The 23,528-nt window shown below is 65.1% G+C and carries 23 protein-coding genes; 19 read left to right on the plus strand and 4 right to left on the minus strand.

What is annotated here, in order from left to right; genetic code table 11:
* The first annotated feature begins 227 nt into the window (after nt 1-227).
* From QM682_RS00200 to QM682_RS00210, 3 genes are read left to right on the plus strand one after another with little or no spacing between them, the layout of a single operon-like run.
* Nucleotides 228-1,229 carry a Bug family tripartite tricarboxylate transporter substrate binding protein gene (locus QM682_RS00200; RefSeq protein ID WP_415125871.1) on the plus strand — a complete coding sequence of 334 codons (1,002 nt, stop codon included), beginning with the start codon at nt 228-230 and terminating at the stop codon, nt 1,227-1,229.
* A gap of 11 nt (nt 1,230-1,240) precedes the next feature.
* On the plus strand, nt 1,241-1,711 hold the full coding sequence (locus QM682_RS00205) for a tripartite tricarboxylate transporter TctB family protein (protein ID WP_415125873.1): 471 nt from the start codon (nt 1,241-1,243) through the stop codon (nt 1,709-1,711).
* Nucleotides 1,711-3,231 (plus strand): tripartite tricarboxylate transporter permease, encoded by a 1,521-nt coding sequence (locus QM682_RS00210; RefSeq protein ID WP_415125875.1) that lies wholly within the window; start codon nt 1,711-1,713, stop codon nt 3,229-3,231. Before QM682_RS00205 ends, QM682_RS00210 begins: the two co-directional genes overlap by 1 nt.
* Before the next feature lie 11 nt (nt 3,232-3,242).
* Here QM682_RS00210 and QM682_RS00215 read toward each other — a convergent pair whose 3' ends face one another.
* The gene (locus tag QM682_RS00215) at nt 3,243-3,686 is read right to left on the minus strand and encodes an acyl-CoA thioesterase (RefSeq protein WP_415125877.1); all 444 of its coding nucleotides are present in this window, start codon (nt 3,684-3,686) and stop codon (nt 3,243-3,245) included.
* Between the two features lie 474 nt (nt 3,687-4,160).
* Between QM682_RS00215 and QM682_RS00220 the strand changes: the two genes are divergently transcribed.
* The 5 genes from QM682_RS00220 to QM682_RS00240 are packed head-to-tail and all read left to right on the plus strand — an operon-like array spanning nt 4,161 to nt 10,957.
* Nucleotides 4,161-5,414: an NAD(P)/FAD-dependent oxidoreductase gene (locus QM682_RS00220; protein WP_415125879.1), complete on the plus strand. Its 1,254-nt coding sequence runs from the start codon at nt 4,161-4,163 to the stop codon at nt 5,412-5,414.
* 59 nt (nt 5,415-5,473) lie between these two features.
* On the plus strand, nt 5,474-7,297 hold the full coding sequence (locus QM682_RS00225; protein WP_415125881.1) for a flavin-containing monooxygenase: 1,824 nt from the start codon (nt 5,474-5,476) through the stop codon (nt 7,295-7,297).
* 34 nt (nt 7,298-7,331) lie between these two features.
* Complete coding sequence (locus QM682_RS00230) at nt 7,332-8,483, plus strand: iron-containing alcohol dehydrogenase (protein ID WP_415125883.1); 1,152 nt, start codon at nt 7,332-7,334, stop codon at nt 8,481-8,483.
* A gap of 32 nt (nt 8,484-8,515) precedes the next feature.
* The gene (locus QM682_RS00235) at nt 8,516-9,967 is read left to right on the plus strand and encodes a flavin-containing monooxygenase (protein ID WP_415125885.1); all 1,452 of its coding nucleotides are present in this window, start codon (nt 8,516-8,518) and stop codon (nt 9,965-9,967) included.
* Between the two features lie 12 nt (nt 9,968-9,979).
* Complete coding sequence (locus QM682_RS00240) at nt 9,980-10,957, plus strand: alpha/beta hydrolase (RefSeq protein WP_415125887.1); 978 nt, start codon at nt 9,980-9,982, stop codon at nt 10,955-10,957.
* Between the two features lie 8 nt (nt 10,958-10,965).
* Here the strand turns inward: QM682_RS00240 and QM682_RS00245 are convergent, their stop codons facing one another.
* Nucleotides 10,966-12,129: a multidrug effflux MFS transporter gene (locus QM682_RS00245; protein ID WP_415125889.1), complete on the minus strand. Its 1,164-nt coding sequence runs from the start codon at nt 12,127-12,129 to the stop codon at nt 10,966-10,968.
* A gap of 206 nt (nt 12,130-12,335) precedes the next feature.
* Between QM682_RS00245 and QM682_RS00250 the strand changes: the two genes are divergently transcribed.
* From QM682_RS00250 to QM682_RS00290, 9 genes are all read left to right on the plus strand, one after another.
* Nucleotides 12,336-13,508: a thiolase family protein gene (locus QM682_RS00250; protein WP_415125891.1), complete on the plus strand. Its 1,173-nt coding sequence runs from the start codon at nt 12,336-12,338 to the stop codon at nt 13,506-13,508.
* Between the two features lie 3 nt (nt 13,509-13,511).
* Nucleotides 13,512-13,913 (plus strand): Zn-ribbon domain-containing OB-fold protein, encoded by a 402-nt coding sequence (locus QM682_RS00255; RefSeq protein ID WP_415125893.1) that lies wholly within the window; start codon nt 13,512-13,514, stop codon nt 13,911-13,913.
* Between the two features lie 5 nt (nt 13,914-13,918).
* Nucleotides 13,919-14,299, plus strand: coding sequence for a hypothetical protein (locus QM682_RS00260; RefSeq protein WP_415125895.1), 381 nt, complete (start codon nt 13,919-13,921; stop codon nt 14,297-14,299).
* 8 nt (nt 14,300-14,307) lie between these two features.
* Nucleotides 14,308-14,730, plus strand: a complete 423-nt coding sequence (locus QM682_RS00265; RefSeq protein ID WP_415125897.1) for a MaoC family dehydratase — start codon at nt 14,308-14,310, stop codon at nt 14,728-14,730.
* 37 nt (nt 14,731-14,767) lie between these two features.
* Nucleotides 14,768-15,688: a cyclase family protein gene (locus QM682_RS00270; RefSeq protein WP_415125899.1), complete on the plus strand. Its 921-nt coding sequence runs from the start codon at nt 14,768-14,770 to the stop codon at nt 15,686-15,688.
* A 21-nt stretch (nt 15,689-15,709) separates the two neighbouring features.
* Entirely contained in the window at nt 15,710-16,591 is an 882-nt protein-coding gene (locus QM682_RS00275; RefSeq protein WP_415125901.1) for an SDR family NAD(P)-dependent oxidoreductase, read from the plus strand.
* 71 nt (nt 16,592-16,662) lie between these two features.
* Nucleotides 16,663-17,631, plus strand: coding sequence for a Bug family tripartite tricarboxylate transporter substrate binding protein (locus QM682_RS00280; protein WP_415125903.1), 969 nt, complete (start codon nt 16,663-16,665; stop codon nt 17,629-17,631).
* 60 nt (nt 17,632-17,691) lie between these two features.
* Nucleotides 17,692-18,138 carry a tripartite tricarboxylate transporter TctB family protein gene (locus QM682_RS00285; RefSeq protein ID WP_415125905.1) on the plus strand — a complete coding sequence of 149 codons (447 nt, stop codon included), beginning with the start codon at nt 17,692-17,694 and terminating at the stop codon, nt 18,136-18,138.
* Between the two features lie 3 nt (nt 18,139-18,141).
* On the plus strand, nt 18,142-19,638 hold the full coding sequence (locus tag QM682_RS00290; RefSeq protein ID WP_415125907.1) for a tripartite tricarboxylate transporter permease: 1,497 nt from the start codon (nt 18,142-18,144) through the stop codon (nt 19,636-19,638).
* A 25-nt stretch (nt 19,639-19,663) separates the two neighbouring features.
* Here QM682_RS00290 and QM682_RS00295 read toward each other — a convergent pair whose 3' ends face one another.
* Both QM682_RS00295 and QM682_RS00300 read right to left on the minus strand, forming a co-directional pair.
* Nucleotides 19,664-20,458, minus strand: coding sequence for an IclR family transcriptional regulator (locus QM682_RS00295; RefSeq protein ID WP_415125909.1), 795 nt, complete (start codon nt 20,456-20,458; stop codon nt 19,664-19,666).
* A 118-nt stretch (nt 20,459-20,576) separates the two neighbouring features.
* Nucleotides 20,577-21,332 (minus strand): SDR family oxidoreductase, encoded by a 756-nt coding sequence (locus QM682_RS00300; RefSeq protein ID WP_415125911.1) that lies wholly within the window; start codon nt 21,330-21,332, stop codon nt 20,577-20,579.
* 214 nt (nt 21,333-21,546) lie between these two features.
* Here QM682_RS00300 and QM682_RS00305 point away from each other — a divergent pair, with 214 nt between their 5' ends.
* Together QM682_RS00305 and QM682_RS00310 are read left to right on the plus strand one after the other, a co-directional pair.
* Nucleotides 21,547-22,317 (plus strand): enoyl-CoA hydratase/isomerase family protein, encoded by a 771-nt coding sequence (locus tag QM682_RS00305; RefSeq protein WP_415125913.1) that lies wholly within the window; start codon nt 21,547-21,549, stop codon nt 22,315-22,317.
* Entirely contained in the window at nt 22,317-23,447 is a 1,131-nt protein-coding gene (locus QM682_RS00310; RefSeq protein WP_415125915.1) for a Gfo/Idh/MocA family protein, read from the plus strand. The genes QM682_RS00305 and QM682_RS00310 overlap by 1 nt, the downstream gene beginning before the upstream one ends.
* Nucleotides 23,448-23,528 lie beyond the last annotated feature (81 nt).

Raw genomic sequence — 23,528 nt, forward strand, 5'->3', positions numbered from 1 at the left:
CACGCATTCGTGATTTTGATGGCTTCGACGGGTATCGTCGCAGGTTAATACGCATGAAAATATGAATATAAAGCCATTATGGCCGGTCACGGGACGGGCGCGGGGGCTGTGATTTCAATCGCGGGCGGTCCAAATTTTCTCTATATAGAATGATAACGATTGATTCGGTCGCGTGAAGGAGGTCGCGCCGTCCGAACTTATCGCGCAGCAACAAGGGAGGTTTCACGATGTTGCACCTGGGCAGAACGGGCGCGCGCGCGGCGCGGCTTGCGGCCGTTGTCCTGGCCCTGTGCGGGCTGGCCGCGACAGCAGGCCCCGCGCAGGCCGAGGATTATCCGGCCAAGCCGATCACGCTGATCTATCCCTTCCCGCCCGGCGGCGGCGGCGATGCGTCGATACGGCTGATCGCCGATGCGCTTCAGGCCAGGACCGGCGTTCCCGTCGTGGTCATGAACAAGGCCGGCGGCTCGGGCATGCTTGGGTTCCAGACGCTGCGGCAGGCGGCGCCGGACGGCTATACGTTCAGCGCGCTTCACAACGGCCTGACGGTGATCCGGTCGATCGCGGATCCGGGCTTCGATGCGGCGCCGGGCGAAAGCTATGCGCCGGTGGCCATCCTTTGGGAGGGCGTCTCGAAGATCGCGGCGAACCCGAAGGCGCCCTTCGCCACGCTGGCGGAATTCATCGCCTATGCCCGCGCGCATCCGGGCGAGGTCACGGTGTCGATGGGCGGCGTGGGCTCGACCGACCATATCTCGGCCGCCGGGCTGATGCGCTATGCGGGGATCGACTTCAACCTCGTCTCCTACAACGGTTCCGTCGCGGCCATCCAGGCGGCGGTTTCCGGCGAGGTCATGGCCACGATCAGCGCCGTTCCGGTTGAAAACCAGATCGCCGCCGGGCAGCTTGTCAAGCTTGGCCTGGCTGTCTCGGATGCCTCGCCGCTGGCACCCGGATGGGAGGGGCTGGGTACCGTGGGGATCGAGGGCTTCAAGGGGCTGAACAACTGGATGGGTCTTTATGCCCCGCCCGGCACCCCGCCCGGCATCGTCGAAAAGATCAATGCCGAGATCGCGGCGATCTTTGCCGAAAACCCCGATCTGGCGGCCAGGGTGCGGCTGCTTGCCGGCGGCTTCGCGGCCGCCTCTCCCACGGAGATATCCGGCCGGATCGCCGAGGAAACCGAGCGCGAGCGCCCGGTCGTCACCGCGCTAGACATCCAGTTCTGAGGCGGCTGGCCATGTCTGGACAAATGCATCGGCGCAGGGGGAATGCGCCCGACCTTTGGACGGGGCTTCTGCTTTGCGCAATCGCGCTGGTGTTTCTGTGGGCGGGGCGGACGCTGGCGTTCGGCACCGCCGCGCGCATCGGTCCGGGCCTTTTCCCGGCGGTGGTCGCGGGCCTGTTGCTGGTGCTGGGCCTGTGCCAGATCATGCTTGCGCTGCGCGCCGGCCGTCAGGCGCTGCCGCCCTGGGGCGCGCGGGGACTGGCCGCGGTCATGGCCGGGCTTGGCGCCTTCGCGCTGCTCATGTCGCTGGGGCAGGGGCTGGTTCTGGCGGGCGCCGCGGTTCTGGTTCTGGCGGGCCTTGGCCAGGGGCGGTTCCGGCCGGTCGAGGTGGCGCTTCTGGTGCTTGTCGTGATCACGGCAAGCGTGCTGGTCTTTCATGTCGCGCTGGGCCTGCCGATGCGCATCTGGCCGGAGTGGTTCTGATGGACAGTCTGTTCGCCAATGCCTGGATCGGCCTTTCGGTCGCGCTGCTGCCGGGAAACCTGCTGATGGCGCTGACGGGCGTGCTGCTGGGCACGCTGATCGGCGTCCTGCCCGGCATCGGCCCGCTGGCGACGATGGCCATGCTGCTGCCCGTCACCTTCCATGCCACGCCGGAAGGGGCGATCATCCTGCTGGCCGGCATCTATTACGGGGCGCAATACGGGGGTTCGACGACGGCGATCCTGGTGAACATGCCGGGCGAGACTTCATCGGCCGTGACCTGCATCGACGGGCACCAGATGGCGAAGCAGGGCCGGGCTGGGCCCGCGCTGGCCCTGGCGGCCATCGGATCGCTGGTGGGCGGGGTGGTATCGCTTCTGGTCATCATGACGCTGGCCGAACCGCTGTCGCGATTCGCCGTGTCGCTTCGTCCCGCCGATTATTTCGCGATCATCTGCTTCGGCCTGATCGGCTCGACCCTGCTTGGGCGCAGCACCATGCTGAAATCGGTGGGGATGATCCTTCTGGGCGTGCTGCTGGGGCTGATCGGAACCGATGTCGCCTCTGGCCGGCTGCGCTTCACCTTCGGCTTCGACCAGCTTTACGAGGGGCTGGAATTCACCGCCGTCGCCGTGGGCCTGTTCGGCCTGCCCGAGATCCTGCGCAACCTTGCCGCCGGGTCCGGTGCGGGCCAAGACGCGGGACCGGCAGCCGTGGCGCCTATCGGCCCGATGATGCCCAGCCGGCGGGAACTGCGCCAGGCCGCGCCGGCCATGCTGCGCGGATCGCTGATCGGGTCGGTCCTGGGCATTCTGCCGGGGGGCGGCGCGATGCTTAGCTCCTTTACCTCCTATGCGGTGGAGCGGCGGCTTGCCCGCGATCCGTCCCGCTTCGGGCGCGGCGCGGTCGAGGGGGTGGCGGGCCCCGAGACGGCCAACAATGCCGGCGCGCAGACCTCCTTCATCCCGATGCTGGCCCTTGGGCTGCCGTCGAATGCCATCATGGCCATCCTGATCGGGGCGCTGATGATCCAGGGCATCGCGCCCGGCCCCAACATCATGTCCGAACAGCCGGCGCTGATCTGGGGCCTGATCATGAGCATGTTCGTGGGCAACGTGATGCTGGTGGTCATCAATCTGCCGCTGATCGGCCTCTGGGTCCGGCTGCTGCGGACGCCCTATCGGCTGCTGTTCCCGGCAATCGTGCTGATGTGCTGCATCGGGGTCTATTCGATCAACAGCAGCGCCTTCGATGTCGTGCTGACCATGGTTCTGGGACTTTTCGGCTATGCCCTGCTGCAATTCGGCTGCGAGCCGGCGCCCCTGGTCCTGGGCATGCTGCTGGGCCCGATGATGGAGGAGAATTTCCGCCGCGCCATGCAGCTTGCGAACGGCGATCCGACCACCTTTGTCAGGCACCCGGTAAGCCTGGTGTTCCTGATCGCTTCCGTTGCCATGCTGGCGATGATCGCCGCGCCCGCGCTGCGCAGGCGTCGCGAAGAGGTGTTTCAGGATGACTGAAAAAGCGTCGCCTATGCCTGTTTGATCAGGCGCCGCATGGTGTCGCGAACGGCATCGTCCAAAGGCTGCGGCCGGCGCGAGAGGTGATCGACGCGGACATGAACCAGGAAACCCTCGGCGGCCGCCACCTCTGCGGCCGCATCGAACAGGCCAATCTCATAACGCACCGACGAGGATCCAAGCCTGCCGATCCGCAGGCCGGCGACGATCTCGGACGGGAACCGCAATTCCGAATGGTAGCGGCAGCCGCTTTCCACCACCAGATTAACCGAGAAATCCGCCGCGCTCCGCAATCCCGCCCGGTGCAGCCAGGCGTTCACCGTCGTGTCGAACAGTTGATAGTGGACGGCATTGTTCATGTGCCCGTAGCTGTCGTTGTCGTTCCAGCGTGTCGTGTGGCTGGTCAGCCAGAGATAGTCCTCTCTCTGTCCTGGCTCTCGCTCCCCGCGCATCATGAATTCTTCCCGTGAAATATATATACCATCTGGCGAATGATTCTTGGCCCGGACCGCTTTATCCGACAATCCATGAGTGTCGCAATGTCGATGCGCAAGCCGAGGCAAGAGGAGGTGCCCTGATGCAGGCGATGAAGGAAGTCGGGGGCCGGGTCTTCGGCAATGCCTTGACCCCTGGACCCCGATCCCTGGGCCCCGATCACGCTGCGCTGGGCATTCTAGACGAGGCCGGTCCAGAGGCGGCAAAATACGGCCCTCTGGCATGGCACCTTGCCATTCGGAGCTTGAACCCGCTGGCATCCCCGCGAATGAGTGATCATGAAGACTCGGCATGTCAACGCGATGCGGGTTGACAGGGACGCCATTCTAGATAGAGATTGTTCAATCGCTGTAAAGAATAACAGGGCTGCGTCTTCGGAGGAGAAGACGGAACCGCCCTGACCAACCTCGGGCAACAGGAGGGGCCAAGGGTATATGTCTGAAAAGCTGAACGAACAGGACCGGGTGGTAGTGATCGGAAGCGGTCACGCCGGCGTGGAGCTTTGCGCCGCGCTTCGACAGCGTGGTTATGCGGGACAGATCGACATTCTGGGCGAGGATCCCGCGCAACCCTATCAACGCCCGCCTCTATCCAAGGACTACATGAAGCGCCCCGATGCGCCGCAGGCCCTGCGCTCCGAGCAGTTCTATCGCGACAACAATGTCGGGCTGCGCACCGGGGTCCGCGTCTCGGCGATCCGCCGCGAGGATCGCAAGGTGGAGCTGGATGGTGGAGAGCAGCTTTCCTATGATCATCTGGTGATCGCCACCGGCGCACGCAACATCCGTCCGCCGATCCCAGGGCTGGACACGCCGCATCTGCTGGAACTGCGCACCTTGCAGGATGCCGCGCGCATGGCGGCGATGCTGCCCCGGTTGAACCGGCTGGCCGTCATCGGCGCGGGCTTTGTGGGGCTGGAGGCGGCGGGCTTTTTCGCCGATCTGGGCCGCATGGTCGAAGTGGTCGACTTGGCGCCGCGGGTGATGCAGCGCGCGGTTTCGCCCGAGACCTCGGCCTGGTTCGAGGGTTTCCACCGTGCCAACGGCGTGCGGCTGCACCTGTCCGACAGCGTGGCCCGGATCGAGACGGAGGGCGAGGCCGTGCGCCTGCATCTGGCCTCGGGCGGGCAGATCGAGGCTGATGCGGTGCTGCTGGCGGCGGGTGTCGCCGCCAATGACGATCTGGCGCGCGCGGCGGGGCTGAATGTGGCCGATGGCGTGCTGGTGGACAGCTTCCTGCGCACGTCGGACCCGGCCATTTCCGCCATCGGCGATTGCGCGCGGTTCCCCCCTGCGGGCGGCGGCGCGGCGACGGTCCGGCTGGAATCGGTGCAGAACGCCGCCGATCAGGCGCGCTGCCTGGCCGGGCGGCTGACCGGCGACGAAAGCCCCTATGCGGCGCTGCCGTGGTTCTGGTCGGTGCAGGGCAGCGCGCGGCTTCAGATCGCCGGGCTGGCGCTGCCGCCCGCCGCCGGGCAGGCGCCGCTGACGGCGGTGCTGCGCGGCGATGGGGCGGGGGGCAAACTTTCGGCCTTTGTCTATGACGGGGACCGGCTGGTAGCGGTCGAAACCGTGAACCAGGCGGGCGACCACATGCTGGCGCGCAAGCTTCTGGGCCTTGGCCGCCCGGTGGCGAAGGAGCAGGCCGCCGATAGCGGCTTTGACCTGAAAACCCTGGCGACGGCCTGAACAGGCCTCTGGGCGGATCGCCGCCCAGGCAGCGACCCCAAGATGAGAAAGCGACAGGCATGACACAAGAGACCCCAGACCAGAGCGCGATCGAACGCATGCAGGCCCGCTACCGCGAGGAGCGCGACCGCCGGCAGGTGTTTTCGGGGCGCGGCGCGCTGGAATTGACGGGCGATCTGGCGGGCTATCTGGACGACCCCTATACGCAGGCCAAGCCGCGCGCGCCGCTGAACGACGAAGTGGATGTCCTGTGCATCGGCGCGGGCTTTGCCGGGCTTCTGGCCGGGGCGCGGCTGCGCGAGGCGGGGCTGGGTCGAATCCGGCTGGTGGACAGCGCGGGTGACGTGGGCGGGGTCTGGTATTGGAACCGCTACCCGGAAGCGAAATGCGACGTGGAATCGCTGATCTACATGCCGCTTCTGGAGGAACTCGACTACGTTCCCACCCTGCGCTACGCCACCGCGCCGGAAATCGGCGCCCATGCCAGGCGCATCGCCGAACATTACCGGCTTTATGACGACGCGCTGTTTCATACCACGGTGACGGAATTGCGCTGGGACGATGCGCTGGAGAAATGGCACGTCCTGACCGACCGGGGCGATGACATCGTGACGAAATACCTGCTGATCTGCAACGGTCCGCTCAGCAAGGTGAAGCTGCCCGACATTCCGGGCATCGACGATTTCAAGGGCAAGGCGTTCCACACCAGCCGCTGGGATTACGATTACACCGGCGGCGGCCCGACCGACCCGAGGATGCCGGGGCTGGCGGACAAGCGGGTGGGCTTTGTCGGCACTGGCGCCACGGGGCTGCAATGCGTGGCGCCGCTGGCCGCTTCCTCCGGGGAACTGCTGGTGTTCCAGCGCACGCCCTCGACCGTGGCCGTGCGCGACAACCGCCCGCTGGACGCCGCCGAAATCCGCGCCTGGCCCAAGGGCTGGCAGAAGCGGCGGCAAGAGAACTTCACCCGCATCAACTTCGGCCAGCCGGTCGAGGAAGACCTGATCCAGGACGGCTGGACCGACCTTTACGGCACGCTTTACGCCAGCCCGACCTATCGGGGCCTGACGGGCGAGGAACTGGCCGCCGAAAAAGAGCGGGTGGATTTCATGATGATGGAGCGGATCCGCGCGCGGATCGACGCCACCGTCACCGATCCGGGCACCGCCGAGCGCCTGAAGCCCTATTACAATTACCTGTGCAAACGTCCGGGTTTCCATGACGAATATCTGGCGGCCTTCAATTCGCCCAATGTGACGCTGGTCGATACCGGCGGCGGCGGGGTCGAGCGGATGACCGAAACCGGCGTCGTGGCCGGCGGGCAGCTTCACGAACTGGACTGCCTGATCTTTGGCACCGGGTTCGAGACCGAGACGGCGGGCCGGCTGCGGCTGGGCTTCGAGGTGTTCGGCCGGGGCGGGCTGGACCTGCGCGAGAAGTGGAAGGCGGGGCTGACCACCCAGTTCGGCATGGCCATCGCGCGCTTCCCCAACCTGTTCCTGATCCCCGGCGTGAACGGGCAGGCGGTGGTGACGGCCAATGTCGTGCATATGACGCAGGAATATGTCGCTCATATCGCCCATGTGATCGGCCTGGCCGAGGCACGCGGCGCGCGCACGGTCGAGGTGACGGATGCGGGCGAAAAGGCATGGGTGGACACGATTCTGGCCCGGCGGATCGACCGCACGGCATTTCTGGAAGCCTGCACGCCCGGCCGCTACAACTATGAGGGCAATCTGGCGGCGCGGCCGCTTCAGAACACCACATTCGGCGGTGGGCCGGTCGAGTATTTCGAGATCCTGCGGAAATGGCGCGAGGGCGCCGATCATGCGGGCGTGGCCTTCGACCTGCATCCCGCCGTGGCGGGCGAAACCGTCGGCTAGGCCGACCTGCGATCCTGGGACAGGAACAGAGATGATGTCGTTTTCCTTTCGGGCCGTGCCCGCGATGCTGGTCGAATGGGGCGCCGCGCGCCGCCTGGGCGAGCTTCTGGGGGCAAGCCTTGCCGCCCGCGACCTGCTGGTCGTCACCGACCGGGGGCTGGTGGCCGCCGGGGTGATCGAGCCGGCGCTGGCCTCGCTGCGGGGGGCCGGGTTCCGGCTGACGGTGTTCGACGCGGTCGAGGCCGATCCGTCGGACGCTATCCTGCTGGATTGCGCGGCGCAGGCCCGCGCGGCGGGCTGCGGCGCCGTTCTGGGGCTTGGCGGCGGTTCGTCGCTGGACGTGGCGAAGCTGGCGGCGGTGCTGGCGGTTTCGGATCAGGATCTGTCCGAGCTTTACGGCATCGGCAAGGTGCAGGGCACGCGCCTGCCGCTGGTCCAGCTCCCGACCACGGCGGGGACCGGATCGGAAAGCACCAATATCTCGATCCTGACGGTGGGGGGCACGACCAAGCTGGGCGTGGTCTCCGACCAGCTTTATGCCGATCAGGTGATCCTGGATGCCGAACTGACGGTGGGTCTGCCCGCGCTGCACACGGCGGCGACGGGTATCGACGCCATGGTCCATGCGATCGAATCCTACACCTCGCGCCACAAGAAGAACCCGGTCTCGGATTCGCTGGCGCGCGCCGGGCTGAAGCTGCTGGCCGACAATCTGGTCGCCGCCTGCGAAAACGGCGCGGACCGCGCTGCGCGCGAGGCGATGCTCTTGGGCGCGAACCTTGCCGGGCAGGCATTCGCCAATGCGCCGGTCGCGGCGGTGCATGCGCTGGCCTATCCGCTGGGCGGGCGGTTCCACATCCCGCACGGGCTGTCGAACGCGCTGATGCTGGGGCCGGTGCTGGAATTCAACGCTCCCGCCGCCGCGACCCTTTACGCCGAACTGGCCGAGGTGCTGCTGCCGGGTGGGCAGGGCGATGCGCGTGCGCGCACCGCCGCCTTCGTGGCGCATGTGACGGATCTGATGGACCGCTCCGGCGCGCCGCGCCGCCTGCGCGACGTGGGCGTGGACGAAGCCAGCCTGCCGCAACTGGCCAGCGACGCCATGCTTCAGCAGCGCCTGCTGGTCAACAACCCGGTCGACGTGACCGAGGCCGATGCGCTGGCGCTTTACCGCCAAGCCTGGTGAGGCCGCCCAATATATGCGCGGGGAGGCGCGATATGACTGACATCATCCACACCAACACGCTGATCCTGGGCGCCGGTTTCGGGGGCCTTGGGATGGGCGCCCAGCTTGCCCGCGACAATGACCGGGATTTCCTGATCCTCGAACAGACGGGCGAGGTCGGCGGGGTCTGGCGCGACAACAGCTATCCGGGCGCCGCCTGCGATACCGAGGCTCTGCTTTACTGCTATTCCTTCTATCCGCATCTGGGCGTCAGCCGGATGTATGCCGCCCGAGACGAGTTGCTGGCCTATCAGAAGCGCCTGGCCGAGGCGTTCGGGCTTTACGGCCATATCCGCTTCGGCACCCGGATCCTGCGCGCCGAATGGCGGCCGCAAGAGCGGCTGTGGCATTTCACGACCGGCACCGGCCAGCGTTACAGCGCGCGCTTCTTCGTGCCGGCCTGGGGCCAGTTGAACCAGCCGCTGATGCCCGATTTCCCCGGCCGCGAGAGGTTCCGGGGGCAAAGCTTCCATTCCGCCGAATGGCGCCACGATCTGGACCTGACGGGCAAGCGCGTTGCCTCTATCGGCAATGCGGCCTCGGCGGTGCAATATGTGCCCGAAATCGCGCCGCAGGTGGGGCATCTGACGGTGTTCCAGCGTTCGGCCAACTGGATCATGCCGCGCAACCAGATCGTGTTCGACCCTGAACTGGTGGCCCGCCGCCTGGGCGATCCCGCGCTGTTCGAGGGGACGCGGCAGGAACTGCACGCCTTCCGCGAATCGGGCTATGCCCGCACCCGGCAGGGCACTGCGGAGAAGGAAGAGGGCATGCGCATCGCGCTGGAGCATCTGGCCGCGCAGGTGCCGGACCCGGAGCTGCGCGCGAAGCTGACGCCGGATTACGAATTCGGCTGCAAGCGCATCCTGCGCTCGGATGATTACTTCCCCGCGCTGATGCGGGGGAACGTGACGCTGGAAACCGCCGGTATCCGCGAGATCACCGAGACCGGCATCACCACCGCCGACGGGCGCGACCTGCCTTTCGACGTGATCATCTGGGGCACGGGGTTCGCCTCGCAGGCGTTCCACGGCGATCTTCAGGTGATCGGCGAGGGCGGGCGCAGCCTGTCCGACGCCTGGGCCGAGGGCGCCGCAGCCTATATCGGCCTGACCGTGCCGGGCTTTCCGAACATGTTCATGATCTATGGGCCGAACACCAACCTGAACCACAATTCGATCATCACCATGCTGGAAATCCAGCAGGATTATGTGAAGGCCGCGCAGAAGGCGCTGCCCACCGATGGCGCCGCCGCCGTGCGCCCCGAGGTGTTCGCCGCCTTCAACCGCGCCTTGCAAGAGGAAATGGCGGGGTCCTCTTTCTCGACCAACTGCTCAAGCTGGTATAAGAATGCGGCCGGCAAGGTGATCAACAACTGGTCGGGCACGGTCGATGCCTATCGCAGCCTCGCGGTGTGGAACCCGGCCGATTACGAAATCGCCTGAACGGAGGCCGCGATGACCGACAGCAATAGCCGCGTGCCGCTGGAAGAGGTGGCCGGGGATCTGCGCCCGCTGATCGCAGCCTTCCGCGCAGCGGGCGAGATTTCTTTCCAGGACGTGCCGCTGGAACAATCCCGCGCGAATTACCGCGCGGGCTGCGCCGCGAACGGCCTGCCGCCCGAAGAGGTCGCGCTGGTGCGGGACCATCCCGTGCCGGTGGCGGGGAGCACGATCACCTTGCGCGAATACCGGCCCGCAACCGGGGATGAGCCGCTGGCGGCGGTGTTCTTCGTCCATGGCGGCGGCTGGGTCATCGGCGATCTGGAGACGCATGACCGGATCTGCCGCTTCATCGCCGCGAAAAGCGGCCTGGCGGTCTTTGCGGTGGATTACCGCCTGGCGCCGGAATTTCCCTTCCCCGTGCCCTTGCAGGATTGCGCCGAAGCGCTTGGCTGGCTGGTGGCGAATGCCGCCCGGTTGAAGATCCGGGCCGATGCGATCCGGGGCGTGGGCGATAGCGCCGGCGGCAATCTGGTGGCGGTTCTGGCCGCCGATCCCGCGCTGCGCCCGGCGGGGTTCGATTTCAGCGCGCTGGCCCTGCTTTATCCCGTGACGGATCTTCGCGCGCGAACGGCATCCTACCGACGTATCGCCGCCGGCTTTCCGCTGACCCGCGCGGGGATGGAGTGGTTCGCCGGGCATTACCTGCCCCCGGGGACGGACCAGAGCGATCCCCGCGTTTCGCCGCTGCTGGGCCCCATGCCGACGGCAAGCCCGCTTTTCATCGTGAGTTGCGGGCTCGATCCGCTTTCGGACGAGGGAATCGCCTATGCCCATGCCGCCGGGCTGGCGGGGCTGCGGGTGGAGCATCATCACCTTCCCGGCCATGCCCATGGGCTTTTCACCTCGGCGGGAAAGATCGCGACGGGCAAGGGGATGACGCAGCGGCTGGCGGATTTCCTGGCCGGCCGGGACCTCGGGGCCACGGGCTGACGCGGCGCCTAAAGGCCGAACCTTCGCCGGTCCCGCGTGGCGATGGATAGACCGGCCCAGGCGAATGCGTTGACGACCAGGACCATCAGCAGCAGCGGCGCCGCCCCCCGCTCTGCATCAAGAAAGAAGCCCGAGAGCGCGGCGGCCACGGCGCCGCAGGCCATCATCAGCGCCGCGCCCAGTCCGCTGGCCGTGCCGGCCAGTTCGGGGCGCACCGAAAGCAGCCCCGCCGTGGCGCTGGGCAGCAGCATGCCGATGCCCAGCCCCTGGATGACGAGCGCGCCGTAAAAGATCAGCGGATGCCGGTCGCCCGCCAGCGCGAAGGCCAGCGCGAAGGTCACCGATCCCATGGCGACGATCAGCCCGGTGATGATCATCCGGTCGATGCCAAAGCGCATGGTCATCCGTCCCGACAGAAAGTTTCCCGCCGCGTAGCCCAAGGCAGGGACACCCAGCCCGATTCCCGCCTGGAAGCTGGAAAGGCCGAAGATGCTATGGGCGATGAAAGAGGCGCCGGCGGTCAGGATCGGAAACCCCGCCGAGCCGAAGGCCGCCACCAGCGCATAGCCCCAGAACCTGCCCGATCCCAGAAGCAGCGGATAGCTGCGCATCTGCTGCCGCAGGCCGCCGCCCTTGAGCGGCGCGGTTTCCCCCTGATCAAGGATGCAGAGCACCAGAAGCGCCATCCCCGAAACGAACAGCAGCACGAACGAGGCCCGCCAGCCGAATACCGTGTCCAGCGCGCCCCCGATCATCGGCCCGGCCATCGGGATCGCCGCCATGCACATGGTGACATAGCCGATCATCGCGGCGGCCTCGCGTTCCGGCACCATGTCGCGCACGATGGCGCGGCTTAGCACCAGGGCCGCCGCGACGCCCGATTGCAGCATGCGGAAAAGCAGGAAGACCGTGGCATTGGGCGCGAGGATCGCGCCGAGCGTGCCGATCAGGAAAAGGACCAGCCCGAAGATGACCACGGGCCTTCGCCCGAACCGATCCGACAGCGGGCCGATGACCAGTTGCGCCACGGCCGTGGTCGCCAGATAGCCGGAAATCGCGATCTGCATCACCTTGTAGTCCACGCCGAACCAGGTCGCCATGCCGCTCATCGAGGGCACGAAGACGGATTGGGTCAGCGCGCCGATTCCCGCCATCAGGATCAGCGTCGCCATGTGCGGCGGTGTTCTCGGATCCAGAAAGCGCGGTGAAGGCAGGCGTTTCATGACGTTTCCCCGGACGGACGGCTGCCTGCGCGGTTGCTTCACGCGGTCCGATTATTTCTTATGCAGATTATCCATTCTCGTTTATTGACGCCCCGTCATCGGCGGTCTATCAATAGAGAATGCTTATTCTTGTTGTAGAATACTGAAGGCTGGCAATGTCAACCAGAACATCATCCGGCCCGAGTGTCGTGATCAGTGGCGTCGGACAGACGGCCGTTGGCCGGCTGGACGGCTCCAGCTCCATGGGGCTTCAGGCCGAGGCGGTGCGGCTTGCCCTGGCCGATTCCGGGCTTCGTCTTGGCGATATCGATGCGGTTCTGTGCGCCTATTCGATCGTCGAGCCGCATATCATGCTTTCCTCTGCCTTCTGCGAATTCGTCGGGCTGCGGCCCGGCTATTCCACGGCGATGCAGTCGGGCGGGGCGACGGCCTGCGCCATGGTCATGCATGCGGCCGCGCTGATCAAGGCGGGCGCGGCGCGCCATGTGCTGGCCGTCACCGGCGACAACCGGCTTAGCGGCATGTCGCGCGACGCGGCGGTGTCGAAGCTGGCCGAGGTCGGCCATCCGCAGTTCGAACAGCCCTATGGCATCAGCATTCCGGCGGCCTATGCGCTGGTCGCCCGCGCCTACATGACCGAATTCGGCGTGCGGGAAGAGGATCTGGCGGCCATCGCCGTCGCGATGCGCGCCAATGCCGCGCAGCATCCCGATGCGCAGATGAAGGCGCCGATCACCGTCGATGACGTGATGAACTCCAAGGTCATCGCCACGCCGCTGAAGCTGCTGGATTGCTGCCTGATCTCGGACGGGGCGGCGGCGCTGATCATCAGCGCGGCGGATACGGTGCCGGATCTGGCCGCGCCCGCCACCGATGTGCTGGGCTATGGCATGCGGGGCACGCATGAGCATATCTTCGCCGCGCCCTCGCTGACGCATTTCGGCTGCACCGATGCGGCGCATCAGGCATTCACCATGGCCGGGGTGACGCCGGCCGATATAGACGTGACCGAGATCTACGATTCGTTCACCATCACGCTGCTGGCCGAACTGGAATCCATCGGCTTCTTCGAGAAGGGCGAGGCCGGGCCGGCGGCGGCGGAAGGGGCGCTTTCGGTCACTGGCCGGGTGCCCTGCAATACCCATGGCGGGCTGCTGTCCTTCGCCCATTCCGGTGCGGCGGGTGGAATGTTCCATATCGTCGAGGCCGTGCGTCAGTTGCGAAGAACCGCCGCCGGGCGCCAGGTCGAGGGCGCGGAACTGGCCTATGTCCATGGCGACGGAGGAATCCTGTCGCTGCACAGTTCTCTTGTTCTGGGCCGGAGGTAAGCCATGTCCGGGGATTTTGTCCATGCTACGGCCGAAACGGCGCCCTACTGGGCCGCCGCGCGTGACGGAAAGCTTGTCTATCAGCACTGCGAGAACTGCGCTTTCGTGCAGTTTCCACCGCGCAACCTTTGCGCTGCTTGCGGTTCCGACCAGCCGGAATGGCGCGAGTCGCGCCGGTCGGGCCGGGTTGAAAGCTTCACGGTCGTCCATCGCGCGCCCAACGCCCTGTTTCGCGCCAAGGCTCCCTATGTGATCGCTCTGGTTCAACTTGATGAAGGGTTTCGCATCATGGTCAACATCTTCGGCGATACCGCCTGCGCCACGCGGGTCGGCAGTCTCGTGCGGATCGTCTTTGCGTCCAGCGAAGACGGCGCGATCCTTCCACAGGGAGAACTGGTCGCATGAGTCCGATGCTGTTCGACTGGTTCGAGGAAGGTCATGTGCTGGGTCGTCATCGCGTCTGCCTGGACGAACAGATGTTTGAACGCTGGGAAGCTCTGTTTCCCGACGAGGGGAACGCCGAAGTGATGCCTCCGGGAATGGCCTCGCCAGTGATGATGCAAGCCTATGCGGCGATTCTGAACCGCAAGCCACCGGGAAACATTCATGGGGGGCAGATATTCAGCTTCCGTGGCTTTCCCCGCCGGGGTGAGCAGGTCACCACCGAATTCCGTTGCCTGTCTAAGACGCTCAGGAACGGCCGCCGCTGGCTGGAACTGGGCCTGACCTCAAGCTCGGATTCGGGCGAGGTCTACTGGACCGGCAAGATGACTGTCCTCTGGGCGCAATGAGAGGGGCCATGCATCTTTCGGAAATCACCCGCCACATCGATGCCGGAACGGTCTGGGCCTATGCCGAGATCACCGACGATTTCAATCCGATCCATGTGGATCCCGATTTTGCGGCAGGAACTCCGATGGGACGTTGTATCGCCCACGGGATGTTGTCACTGAACCTGATCTGGCAAGTGGCCTGGCCAGCTTTGAACGATGTGGGGCGCCGCGCGGCGGAACTGGAAATACGCTTTGTCAAACCAGTATTTGTCGGCGACACCATCACCGCGACAGGTTTCCTGGACCCCGAGGCGTCCGATAGCCGGACCAGTGTTTTCTCGGTCCAGATCACCAATCAGAAGGGCGAGACGGTCATTCAGGGTCACCTCCGCGCCCCGACGGCAGGGCTAGAGGTTGAGGACACCTTGAAGGCCGCCGCGTTTGGTTGAACCGTTCGGTTCAGCAGCGAAGGCATGGGGGGAGAGCATGACCGAAGACGATGTTCGCGCCATTTTCGAGCGGATCAAGAACTGGGGAAGATGGGGCGAGAGCGACAGCCGGGGCGCCCTGAACCACATCACGCCGGATCTGCGTCGGCGCGCGGCCGGGCTTGTGCATGAGGGCGTTTCGGTCAGTTGCGCGCAAGAGTTGAACACCGCATCCTCGGCTTTGAACCCCTGTCCCGTGCAGCACTACATGGTGAAGGCCGCCGATGTGGCGCCCGAGCGGGGCTATTCGGCGGTGACCGATTTCATCGGCATCGCGGCGCATGGGCCGGCACATACGCATATCGACGCCTTCTGCCATCTGGTGTTCGACGGCTATTCCTACAACGGCGTGCCGGCCTCGGCCATGCGGTCGACCGGCTGCCAGGGAAATGACCTGACCGCGACGGAACACGGGGTGGTGACGCGCGGTGTGCTGCTGGACATCGCGGCGTCGCGAGGGGTCGACTGGCTGGACATCGACCAGCCGATCAGAACCGAGGACTTGCTTCGTGCCGAAGATGCCGCCGGGCTGCGCGTGGGTCAGGGCGACGCGGTCATCATCCGCACCGGGCGGCACGAACGGGCTCGCGCCCTTGGCGAGACGGCGGAACGAAACGAGGGCAAGCTGCACCTGGCGGGGATGCACCCCGAAACCCTGCTGTGGCTGCACGAGCGCGAGGTTTCCTTGCTGATGTCGGACGGCGGGCATGATGTGCTGCCCTCTCCCTATCCCACGCGGTTGCCGATCCATATCGGCACGCTGGTCTTTCTGGGCGTGCATCTGATCGACAACGCCCGGCTGGACGATCTGGTGACCGCCTGCGCCAGCCGGAACCGGCAGGAATTCCTTTTCACGCTTGCCCCGCTGCGCCTGCGCGGGGGAACCGGCTGCGCGGTCAATCCGCTGGCCACATTCTGAACTGTTCTCTGGGAGAAAATCATGTCGCTATCTGGAAAAGTCGCCGTTGTGACCGGCGGCGGCAATGGTATCGGGCGGGCCTGCGCGATCAGTCTGGCCGCCGCCGGCGTCAAGGTGGTCGTCAACGACTATGGCGTCAACCTTGACGGGGACGCCGCCAGCGCCGGCCCCGCCGATGCCGTGGTGGCCGAGATCCGCGCCGCCGGCGGCGAGGCCGTTTCCGTATTTGAAACCGTCGCCACGATCGACGGCGGGCGCCGGATCATCCAGGCGGCGCTGGACAATTTCGGGCGGATCGACACGCTGGTCGCCGTGGCGGGCATCATGCGCCCGGCCAATATCTTCGACATGACCGAAGACGAATGGGACACGGTGATCGCCACCAACCTGAAGGGCCATTTCGCCACCGTCCAGCCCGCCGCGCAGCAGATGTATAAGCAGCAATCGGGCAGCATCGTCATGTTCACCTCGTCCGGCGGGTTGGAGGGCAGCCCGAACCAGCCGAACTATTCGGCCACCAAGGAAGGGATCATCGGCCTGATGCGCAGCGTGGCGCTGTCGCTGGCGCCCTGGGGCACATGTAACGCCATCTCGCCCTCGGCCACCACGCGGATGACGAAAAAGCTTAGCCCCAACTACAACCCCGGCGGGCCGGAGCGCGTGGCGCCGCTTGTCAACTGGCTGGCCAGCGACAAGGCGCGCCATGTGACGGGCCAGGTGCTGGCCGTGGGCGGCGACCGGGTGGCGGCCTATCCCCAGCCCCGCGCGACCAAGGCCATGTTCCGCGAGGGCGGCTGGACCGAGGAACAGATCGCAGCGCAATTCGACACCAGCATCGGGGTGGATCCCCTGCTGCGGGTCGGACGGTTCGGCGGCACGATCAAGCCCGAGCGAGGGGCGTGAAACACGCATGATCATGGCCCCGCACGACACGGGGCCATGACCCCCGCAGACGCATGACATGGGAGGATGATATGCGTATATTGCAAGGGCCGGCCGCTTTTCTGGGGGCGCTGATGGTCGTGATGGGCCTGGGGGGCGCGCCGCACAGCGCACGGGCCGGGGAATATCCAGATCGCCCGGTAAAGCTGATCGTCGGATATCAGGCCGGTTCCATAAACGATATTGCCGCGCGGCTTGTCGCCGAGGCTCTGCACAAAGAGTTAGGCCAGCCCTTTATCGTCGAGAACCATCCCGGCGCGACGGGCACGATCGCCGATCGCATCGTCGCCTCGGCTCCTGCGGATGGCCATACCCTGCTGATCGCCAGTTCCGCCATCACCACGAATGCCGCGCTGAAATCCGACTATACGGATTTCCAGCGGTTGAAGCCGATCACCACGCTTGCCGTGTCGCTGAACACCTTCGTCGGGGCCGCGAATGCGTCCTTCGCGGACATTGCCACGCTGATCGCCCACGCGAAGGAAAATCCGGGCGAGCTTCTGTATGCGACCAGCGGCATCGGCTCTAGCAGCCATCTGGTGGGCGAGGCGTTTCAGGATGCCTACGGCATCAAGCTTGAGCATGTTCCCTACCCCAGTGCTTCGGAACGCAATCTGGCCATCGTGGCCGGCGAGGTCGATCTAAGCATTGGCACCCCGTTTCTAAGCGACAGCACGGTTCGGCAACTTGGGGTTCTTGGCCATGCGCGAACGGGTCTTCTGCCTGATGTGCCCACGCTTGCGGAACAGGGTTACCCGCTGGAGGTGGGCGCGGCCGGAAGCTGGGTCGGGGTCTTTGCGCCATCCGGCACCCCCGATGAGGTCATCGCCAGGCTGTATCCCGTCATCGTGGCGGCGGTCGGCACGCCCGACAATGCGGTCAAACTGCGTGGTTTCGGCTTTGAGCCGCAAACTATGGAACCATCCGCGTTCGAGGCCGAGTTCCACAAGCAGATCGGGGAATGGCGGACCATCGCGGAAACGCTTGGACTGCGCAAATGACAGGTGCAGGGCGGCACGGCATGGGTTGCCGCCCCCGCCCGATGCGAAAGGGAGGGTGCTTTGGAAAATCGCGGCTCCAAAATCCTGACGGCAGTGGTCATTGCGGGCATTGGCCTGTCATGGGGCGCATATGCGCTGAGCGAGCTTGATCTTGGCGAGTTGCGACGGATGGGTCCGGGATATTTTCCCCTGGCCCTTTCGGTCCTGCTGATCCTGCTGTCCCTTGCCATTCTTCTGGAGCCGTCCGCCCCGCGCCTGCGCATCAATCCGCGCGAGTGTCTGACGATCCTTGCGGTTGTGGCAAGCGCGGGCCTGTTCTGCCTGACCGTCGGTCGGTTGGGCCTTGCGCCGGCGGTCGGCGGGACCAGCCTTGTTTTCTGCGCGGCGGACAGGTCGATATCCTGGCCGCGCAAGTTGACGATCACCGTGGTCCTGGTGCTGGTCACCTTTCTTATCTTCAATCTGGCCCTGGGCGTTCAGATCCCGGCCTTTACCTGGTCTTTCTAAGCCATGGATACCCTGCTGCAAAATATCGCCACCGGCGCCGCGACGGCCTTCACACCCTCGAATATCCTTTATTGCGCGCTGGGGGTGACGATCGGGAATTTCGTCGGCGTCCTGCCGGGGATCGGCGCGCTGGCGGCCATTTCGATGCTGTTTCCGCTGACCTTCTATCTTGATCCGGCGACCGCGCTGATCTTTCTGGGCGGTATCTGGTATGGCACGGCCTATGGCGGATCGACCGCCTCAATCCTATTGAACCTGCCCGGCTCGCCTTCCAGCGCCGTCACCTGCCTTGACGGCTATCCGATGGCGCGGCAGGGGCGGGCGGGCGTCGCGCTTTACATGACGGCGGTTGCGTCCTTCGTCGGGGCCAGCATCGGCATCCTGCTGATGATGGGGCTGTCGATGCCGCTGGTATCGGTGGCCAAAAGCTTTCGGTCGCCGGAATTCTTCACGCTGATGATCCTTGGGCTCATATCCGCCTCGATGGTGGGGAACGCCTCGCCGATAAGATCGGTAACGATGGTCGTGCTTGGTGTGATGCTGGGACTGATCGGCACCGATATGTATACCGGCGACGAGCGTTATGTCTTTGGTATTGACCGACTGTCGGACGGGCTAAGCCTTGTCGCGCTGGCCATGGGGCTGTTCGGAGTGTCCGAGATCATCATGAACAGCGAAGAGACGGGACGGATACCCGTCGGCCGCGCGCCAACCCTGCGCGAGATGATCCCCAGTCGGGCCGAAGTGCGCCAAAGCATCGGGCCAACGCTGCGCGGCTCTTTGATAGGGTCGTTTTTCGGGGTCATGCCGGGTGTCGGCGCCTCGGTCGCGTCGTTCCTGTCCTATTCGCTGGAACGCAAGGTGGCAAAAGATCCCGGACGTTTCGGGAATGGCGCCATCGAAGGCGTCGTCGCGCCCGAAGCCGCCAACAATGCCGCCGATCAGACGGCATTCATCCCGACGCTTGCCCTGGGAATTCCGGGCAGCGCCACGATGGCGCTGATGCTGGGGGTGCTGCTGATCCATGGCATTACCCCCGGTCCACAGGTCATAGAGCAGCACCCGGAAGTGTTTTGGGGGCTGATCTTCAGCTTCTGGCTGGGCAACCTGCTGCTTGTCGTTCTGAATATTCCACTGATCGGCCTGTGGGTCAGGATTCTGTCGATCCCGCAGAACGTGTTGTTTCCTGCCGTTCTGGTGTTTATGTGCATCGGGGTCTACACCATCAGTTTCAGCACCTTCGAGGTGATGCTGATGGTCGGAATCGGCATCTTCGGTTACATTCTTCGCCAGTTGCAATTCCCGCTGGCACCGCTTTTGCTGGGCTTCGTTCTGGGGCCGCTCATGGAGGAGCATTTCCGCAGGTCGATGATTCTTTCCCGGGGCAGTTTCGAAATCTTCGTGACCCGCCCAATCAGCTTGATTTTCATCGCGGCGACGGTTTTCATCATCGCGATGGGTATTCGGAACATATTGAGAAAAGGCCGCGCCGCCCGTTAAGGGGATGCGGCGGCCGGTCTGCGCGTTAGCGTCGTCCGACGGAAACCATCGGACGTTGCGAAATCTCGGATACCTGCTGCGCACGGGTCCGCAGATCCCGCGCGATGGCCAGTTCCGTCGGACCGTCGATCTGGGCAGAGAAACCGACAACGCTGATCACCATGGAGGGCGTCACATTGTCCATGAAGATCGGGGCCGCGATGATGACGACCCCGATTCCGAAATTGTCCCGATCAACGGCATACCCTGTATTCTTGGCTTTTCGGACATCCGCCATATAGTCCTTGAAACTGGGCGGATCCTGCCAGCGCACCTCGTTGAACCGCGCCTCGATCTCCTCCACCGTCAGGTCAAGAAATGCCGCCATGCAACGCCCGAAAGCGCCGGCCAGCATGGGCATGCGCTGTCCCAGATTCATCTGAACGCGAATGTCTTTCGCATTCTCGGCCCGGTCGACCAGGATCATCCGGTTTTCGCCGATCCTTTCGAAAAGTGTCGCGGTGACATGGTGGGTGGCGGCCAGGGCTTCCAGATGCGGCCGTATCGCGCGGCGAACGACATCCCCCTCGATCACGCCCTTTACCAGAACCAGAAGGCCCGGCCCGACCTGATAGGTCTTGTCGTCCGGCAGGAAGACGATCAGATCCTCCTGCACCAGCGTCTTCAGGATATTGAAACAGGTGCTGCCGTTAAGCTTCAGATCGCGGGCAATCTGGCTGACTCCTACCGGCCGCTGGCTTTCGGACAGATAGCGCAGCACTTTCAGCCCCGTCGCCAAAGCCCCAACGAGTTTTCCTTGGGCAAGTTCTTTGCTTTGCAATCGAGTTTTCATCTCTGGCATAAGTTTGGTTTGAGAAAGCCGTTATGACACCTGAGCGCAGCAAAGCTGGCACCGTTAGCGAGCATAGCCAGTTTTAATAGCGAACGGTAGTGCCGATCTACGCCTTGTGCGGACGAAGCGGATTCGGCGCGTAAAGGTAGGATTCCGTATGTCCACCTCCTACCCAAAGCTCTCCATTCTGCGCTTGGTCTAGAATGTCGTCGATGGCCTGCGCCATCACGCCGGGCGGTTCCAGCCGGCCTTCATCCGTCATTTTCTGGCGCAGGTCCGGCGGCGTCAGCGGCGTTTCTATGCCACGGGGCAGGATGGTGACGATCTTAATCCCTTTGGCCGCCAGCGTTGGCGCAAGAGATGTCGCCAGCCCGACCAGCGCGTATTTCGTCATCGCATAAAGCGGATCCATCGCGAAGGGCGCGACCCCGGCGACCGAGGAGGTAATCAGGAAAGTTGCCCCCGGACGCCCCCGCATCAGCGGCAACAGCGCCGAGATGCCGTGGACCACGCCGCCGATATTGATATCGGCCATCTTCGCGTATGTTTCCGGCCCGATCCAGTCCAGGGGATCGTCGAAGATCGGCGCGCCGAACGGGCGCGACATCACCCCTGCGTTAAGAAACGCCAGATCCACGCCGTCAAGGGTCGTAGCCAGATCCGCCCATGCGCCAGGGTCGGTGACGTTCAGCTTGACAAAGCGATGACCGGCGCCAAGCTCGGCCACCAATGCCTCGCCCAGATCCTGCGCGACATCCAGCACGATCAACTTCGCGCCCTTGGCGGCGAAATGTCTTGCGGTCGCTTCGCCGATGCCGCGCGCTCCTCCGGTGATCAGCACCGTCTTGTTGGCGAAATCCATACTCCCCCCTCCCGATAATTGCGCGGATGACACGGCCGCCAACCCTATCCGTTCTGGAATTGGGCTTGTGCTGACATCCACAATGCGTCTCTATAGAGAATAGTCATTTACGATGGCGACGACCGCGTGTCAACGCAGCGACGCAGAGGGTCGCTTCCCCGATCGCCACCGGATGCACCCCGAAGGGGGCAGCGAAATTGCGGAGGAGAGGATCATGACCCGTCTGTCTGATTATAGGGACAAATACGAGAATGTCAGCTTTGAGCGGCAGGATGGCGTTCTGACGATGCGGCTGCATACCGATGGCGGCCCGCTGATGTGGAGCCTTCAGGCCCATACCGACCTGCCGGAGGCCTTCCTGGACGTGGGCCGGGACCGGGACAACAAGGTCGTCATCCTGACCGGCACGGGGGACTGGTTCTCTGGGCCGCAGGCGACGCCGACCACATCCTCCTTCCCTGACCGGCCCGATCTGAAAGTGGTGGACCGGGTGCATTGGGAGGGGCGGCATCTTCAGATGAACCTGCTGAACATCGAGGTGCCGATGATCGCCGCCGTGAACGGCCCGGCCTGGCGGCATTCGGAACTGCCGCTGCTCTGTGACATCGTGCTGGCCTCGGAAAGCGCGAAATTCCAGGATTCGGGGCATTTCCAGGCCGGGCTGGTGCCGGGCGACGGGATGCATATCGTCTATCCGCTGCTGCTGGGCATGAACCGGGGGCGGCATTTCCTGCTGACGGGCAAGATCATCGAGGCGCGCGAGGCGCTGGATCTGGGGCTGGTGGCCGAGGTGCTGCCCGAGGATGCGCTGATGGCGCGCGCGCAGGAGCTGGCGGCGGATCTGGCGCGGCGGCCGACGCTGCTTTTGCGCTATACGAGGCTTCTGCTGACCGAGCATCTGCGCCGGTCGATGCAGGATCTGCTGGGCTATGGGCTGGCGATGGAATCCATCGCGCTCTTTGAAAAACCGGAAGGGGCGGCGTGATGGCGGATGTGAAGGGCGGGCCGATCCGGGTCGGGCTGATCGGGGCGGGGCCGGGGGGCTGGGGGGCGCTGGCGCATGTGCCGGCCCTGCGTGCCTTGCCGCAATATGAACTGTCGGCCGTCTGCACCACGCGCCGCGAATCGGCCGAGGCCGCAGCGCAGGCCCATGGCGTGGCGAAACATTACTGGCGCCCCGAAGATCTGGCGACCGACCCGGAGATCGACCTGATCGCCGTCTGCGTCCGGGTCGAGGATCACGCGGCGCTGGTCCGGCTGGCGCTGGATGCGGGCAAGCATGTCTATTGCGAATGGCCGCTGGCATCGACCACGGCGGATGCCCAGGATCTGGCGGCGCTGGCGGACGCGCGCGGCGTTGTGGCTGCCGTGGGATTGCAGGCGCGCTTCTCGCCCGATCTGATCTGGCTGCGGCGAATCATCGCCGAAGGGGTCATCGGGCGCGTCGTCTCGACCTCGCTGGCGCTGTCGATGCCTTGGACGAACAAGTTCGTCTATAATCAGAAACGCGCCTCGGGTGGGAATTTCCTGCCGATTCTGGGCGGCCACGCGCTTGAGGGGCTGGCCTTCGTGCTGGGCGAGATCGACAGCCTGGTGGCCAGCGAAAGCGTGCAGATCCCCATGGTGGATGTGGTCAATGTCGGCCCCGTTCCCCGCGACGCGCCCGAGCATGTCGCGGCCAGCGGGCTTTTGGAGGGCGGCGCCTTCTTTACCTTCGGGCTGTATGGCGGCCCGTCGCCCGGCACCGGCCTGCGCTGGGAGATCCACGGCACCGAGGGCGATCTGATCCTGCTGCCGGGCGAGGGGGGCGGATCCGTCCAGCGCGCCGAATTCCGGGTCGAGCATATCCGCAAGGACGGCACGCGCGCGGCCCTGACACGCGACGGGGCCGAGCCGCCCTATCCCGCGCCAAGGGGTCCGGCCTTCAACGTGGTGCAAAGCTACGGCGCGCTTGCCGAAGCGATCCATGGCCGCCCCCCGCGGCACGCGGATTTCGCCCATGCTCTCCGCCGCCACCACCTGGTGGACGCCATCTACCGCGCCGCCGCGACCGGCCAGCGCCAGCACCGCCAGCCGGATGGCCATTTTGTCGGGCCGGACGGGGCTGCGGCTTGACAGGCCCGTTTCGTTCATTATAGAGAAGATACGTTTTCGATGGAAAATGACCGGGCCGCGCGCCGCGCGGAAGGGAGGAGC

It is taken from the genome of Paracoccus sp. (in: a-proteobacteria) (assembly GCF_047605025.1).
Taxonomy (GTDB): Bacteria; Pseudomonadota; Alphaproteobacteria; order Rhodobacterales; family Rhodobacteraceae; genus Paracoccus.

Bases quoted from the DNA above. Each gene is read 5' to 3' on its own strand.
- QM682_RS00300 (WP_415125911.1), bottom strand. From the start codon at position 21,332: ATGGATTTCGCCAACAAGACGGTGCTGATCACCGGAGGAGCGCGCGGC.
- QM682_RS00310 (WP_415125915.1), top strand. From the start codon at position 22,317: ATGGCGGATGTGAAGGGCGGGCCGATCCGGGTCGGGCTGATCGGGGCG.
- QM682_RS00280 (WP_415125903.1), top strand. From the start codon at position 16,663: ATGCGTATATTGCAAGGGCCGGCCGCTTTTCTGGGGGCGCTGATGGTC.
- QM682_RS00255 (WP_415125893.1), top strand. From the start codon at position 13,512: ATGTCCGGGGATTTTGTCCATGCTACGGCCGAAACGGCGCCCTACTGG.
- QM682_RS00230 (WP_415125883.1), top strand. From the start codon at position 7,332: ATGTCGTTTTCCTTTCGGGCCGTGCCCGCGATGCTGGTCGAATGGGGC.
- QM682_RS00275 (WP_415125901.1), top strand. From the start codon at position 15,710: ATGTCGCTATCTGGAAAAGTCGCCGTTGTGACCGGCGGCGGCAATGGT.
- QM682_RS00200 (WP_415125871.1), top strand. From the start codon at position 228: ATGTTGCACCTGGGCAGAACGGGCGCGCGCGCGGCGCGGCTTGCGGCC.
- QM682_RS00305 (WP_415125913.1), top strand. From the start codon at position 21,547: ATGACCCGTCTGTCTGATTATAGGGACAAATACGAGAATGTCAGCTTT.
- QM682_RS00205 (WP_415125873.1), top strand. From the start codon at position 1,241: ATGTCTGGACAAATGCATCGGCGCAGGGGGAATGCGCCCGACCTTTGG.
- QM682_RS00225 (WP_415125881.1), top strand. From the start codon at position 5,474: ATGACACAAGAGACCCCAGACCAGAGCGCGATCGAACGCATGCAGGCC.
- QM682_RS00220 (WP_415125879.1), top strand. From the start codon at position 4,161: ATGTCTGAAAAGCTGAACGAACAGGACCGGGTGGTAGTGATCGGAAGC.
- QM682_RS00215 (WP_415125877.1), bottom strand. From the start codon at position 3,686: ATGATGCGCGGGGAGCGAGAGCCAGGACAGAGAGAGGACTATCTCTGG.
- QM682_RS00245 (WP_415125889.1), bottom strand. From the start codon at position 12,129: ATGGCGACGCTGATCCTGATGGCGGGAATCGGCGCGCTGACCCAATCC.
- QM682_RS00240 (WP_415125887.1), top strand. From the start codon at position 9,980: ATGACCGACAGCAATAGCCGCGTGCCGCTGGAAGAGGTGGCCGGGGAT.
- QM682_RS00260 (WP_415125895.1), top strand. From the start codon at position 13,919: ATGCTGTTCGACTGGTTCGAGGAAGGTCATGTGCTGGGTCGTCATCGC.
- QM682_RS00210 (WP_415125875.1), top strand. From the start codon at position 1,711: ATGGACAGTCTGTTCGCCAATGCCTGGATCGGCCTTTCGGTCGCGCTG.
- QM682_RS00250 (WP_415125891.1), top strand. From the start codon at position 12,336: ATGTCAACCAGAACATCATCCGGCCCGAGTGTCGTGATCAGTGGCGTC.
- QM682_RS00265 (WP_415125897.1), top strand. From the start codon at position 14,308: ATGCATCTTTCGGAAATCACCCGCCACATCGATGCCGGAACGGTCTGG.
- QM682_RS00270 (WP_415125899.1), top strand. From the start codon at position 14,768: ATGACCGAAGACGATGTTCGCGCCATTTTCGAGCGGATCAAGAACTGG.
- QM682_RS00235 (WP_415125885.1), top strand. From the start codon at position 8,516: ATGACTGACATCATCCACACCAACACGCTGATCCTGGGCGCCGGTTTC.
- QM682_RS00290 (WP_415125907.1), top strand. From the start codon at position 18,142: ATGGATACCCTGCTGCAAAATATCGCCACCGGCGCCGCGACGGCCTTC.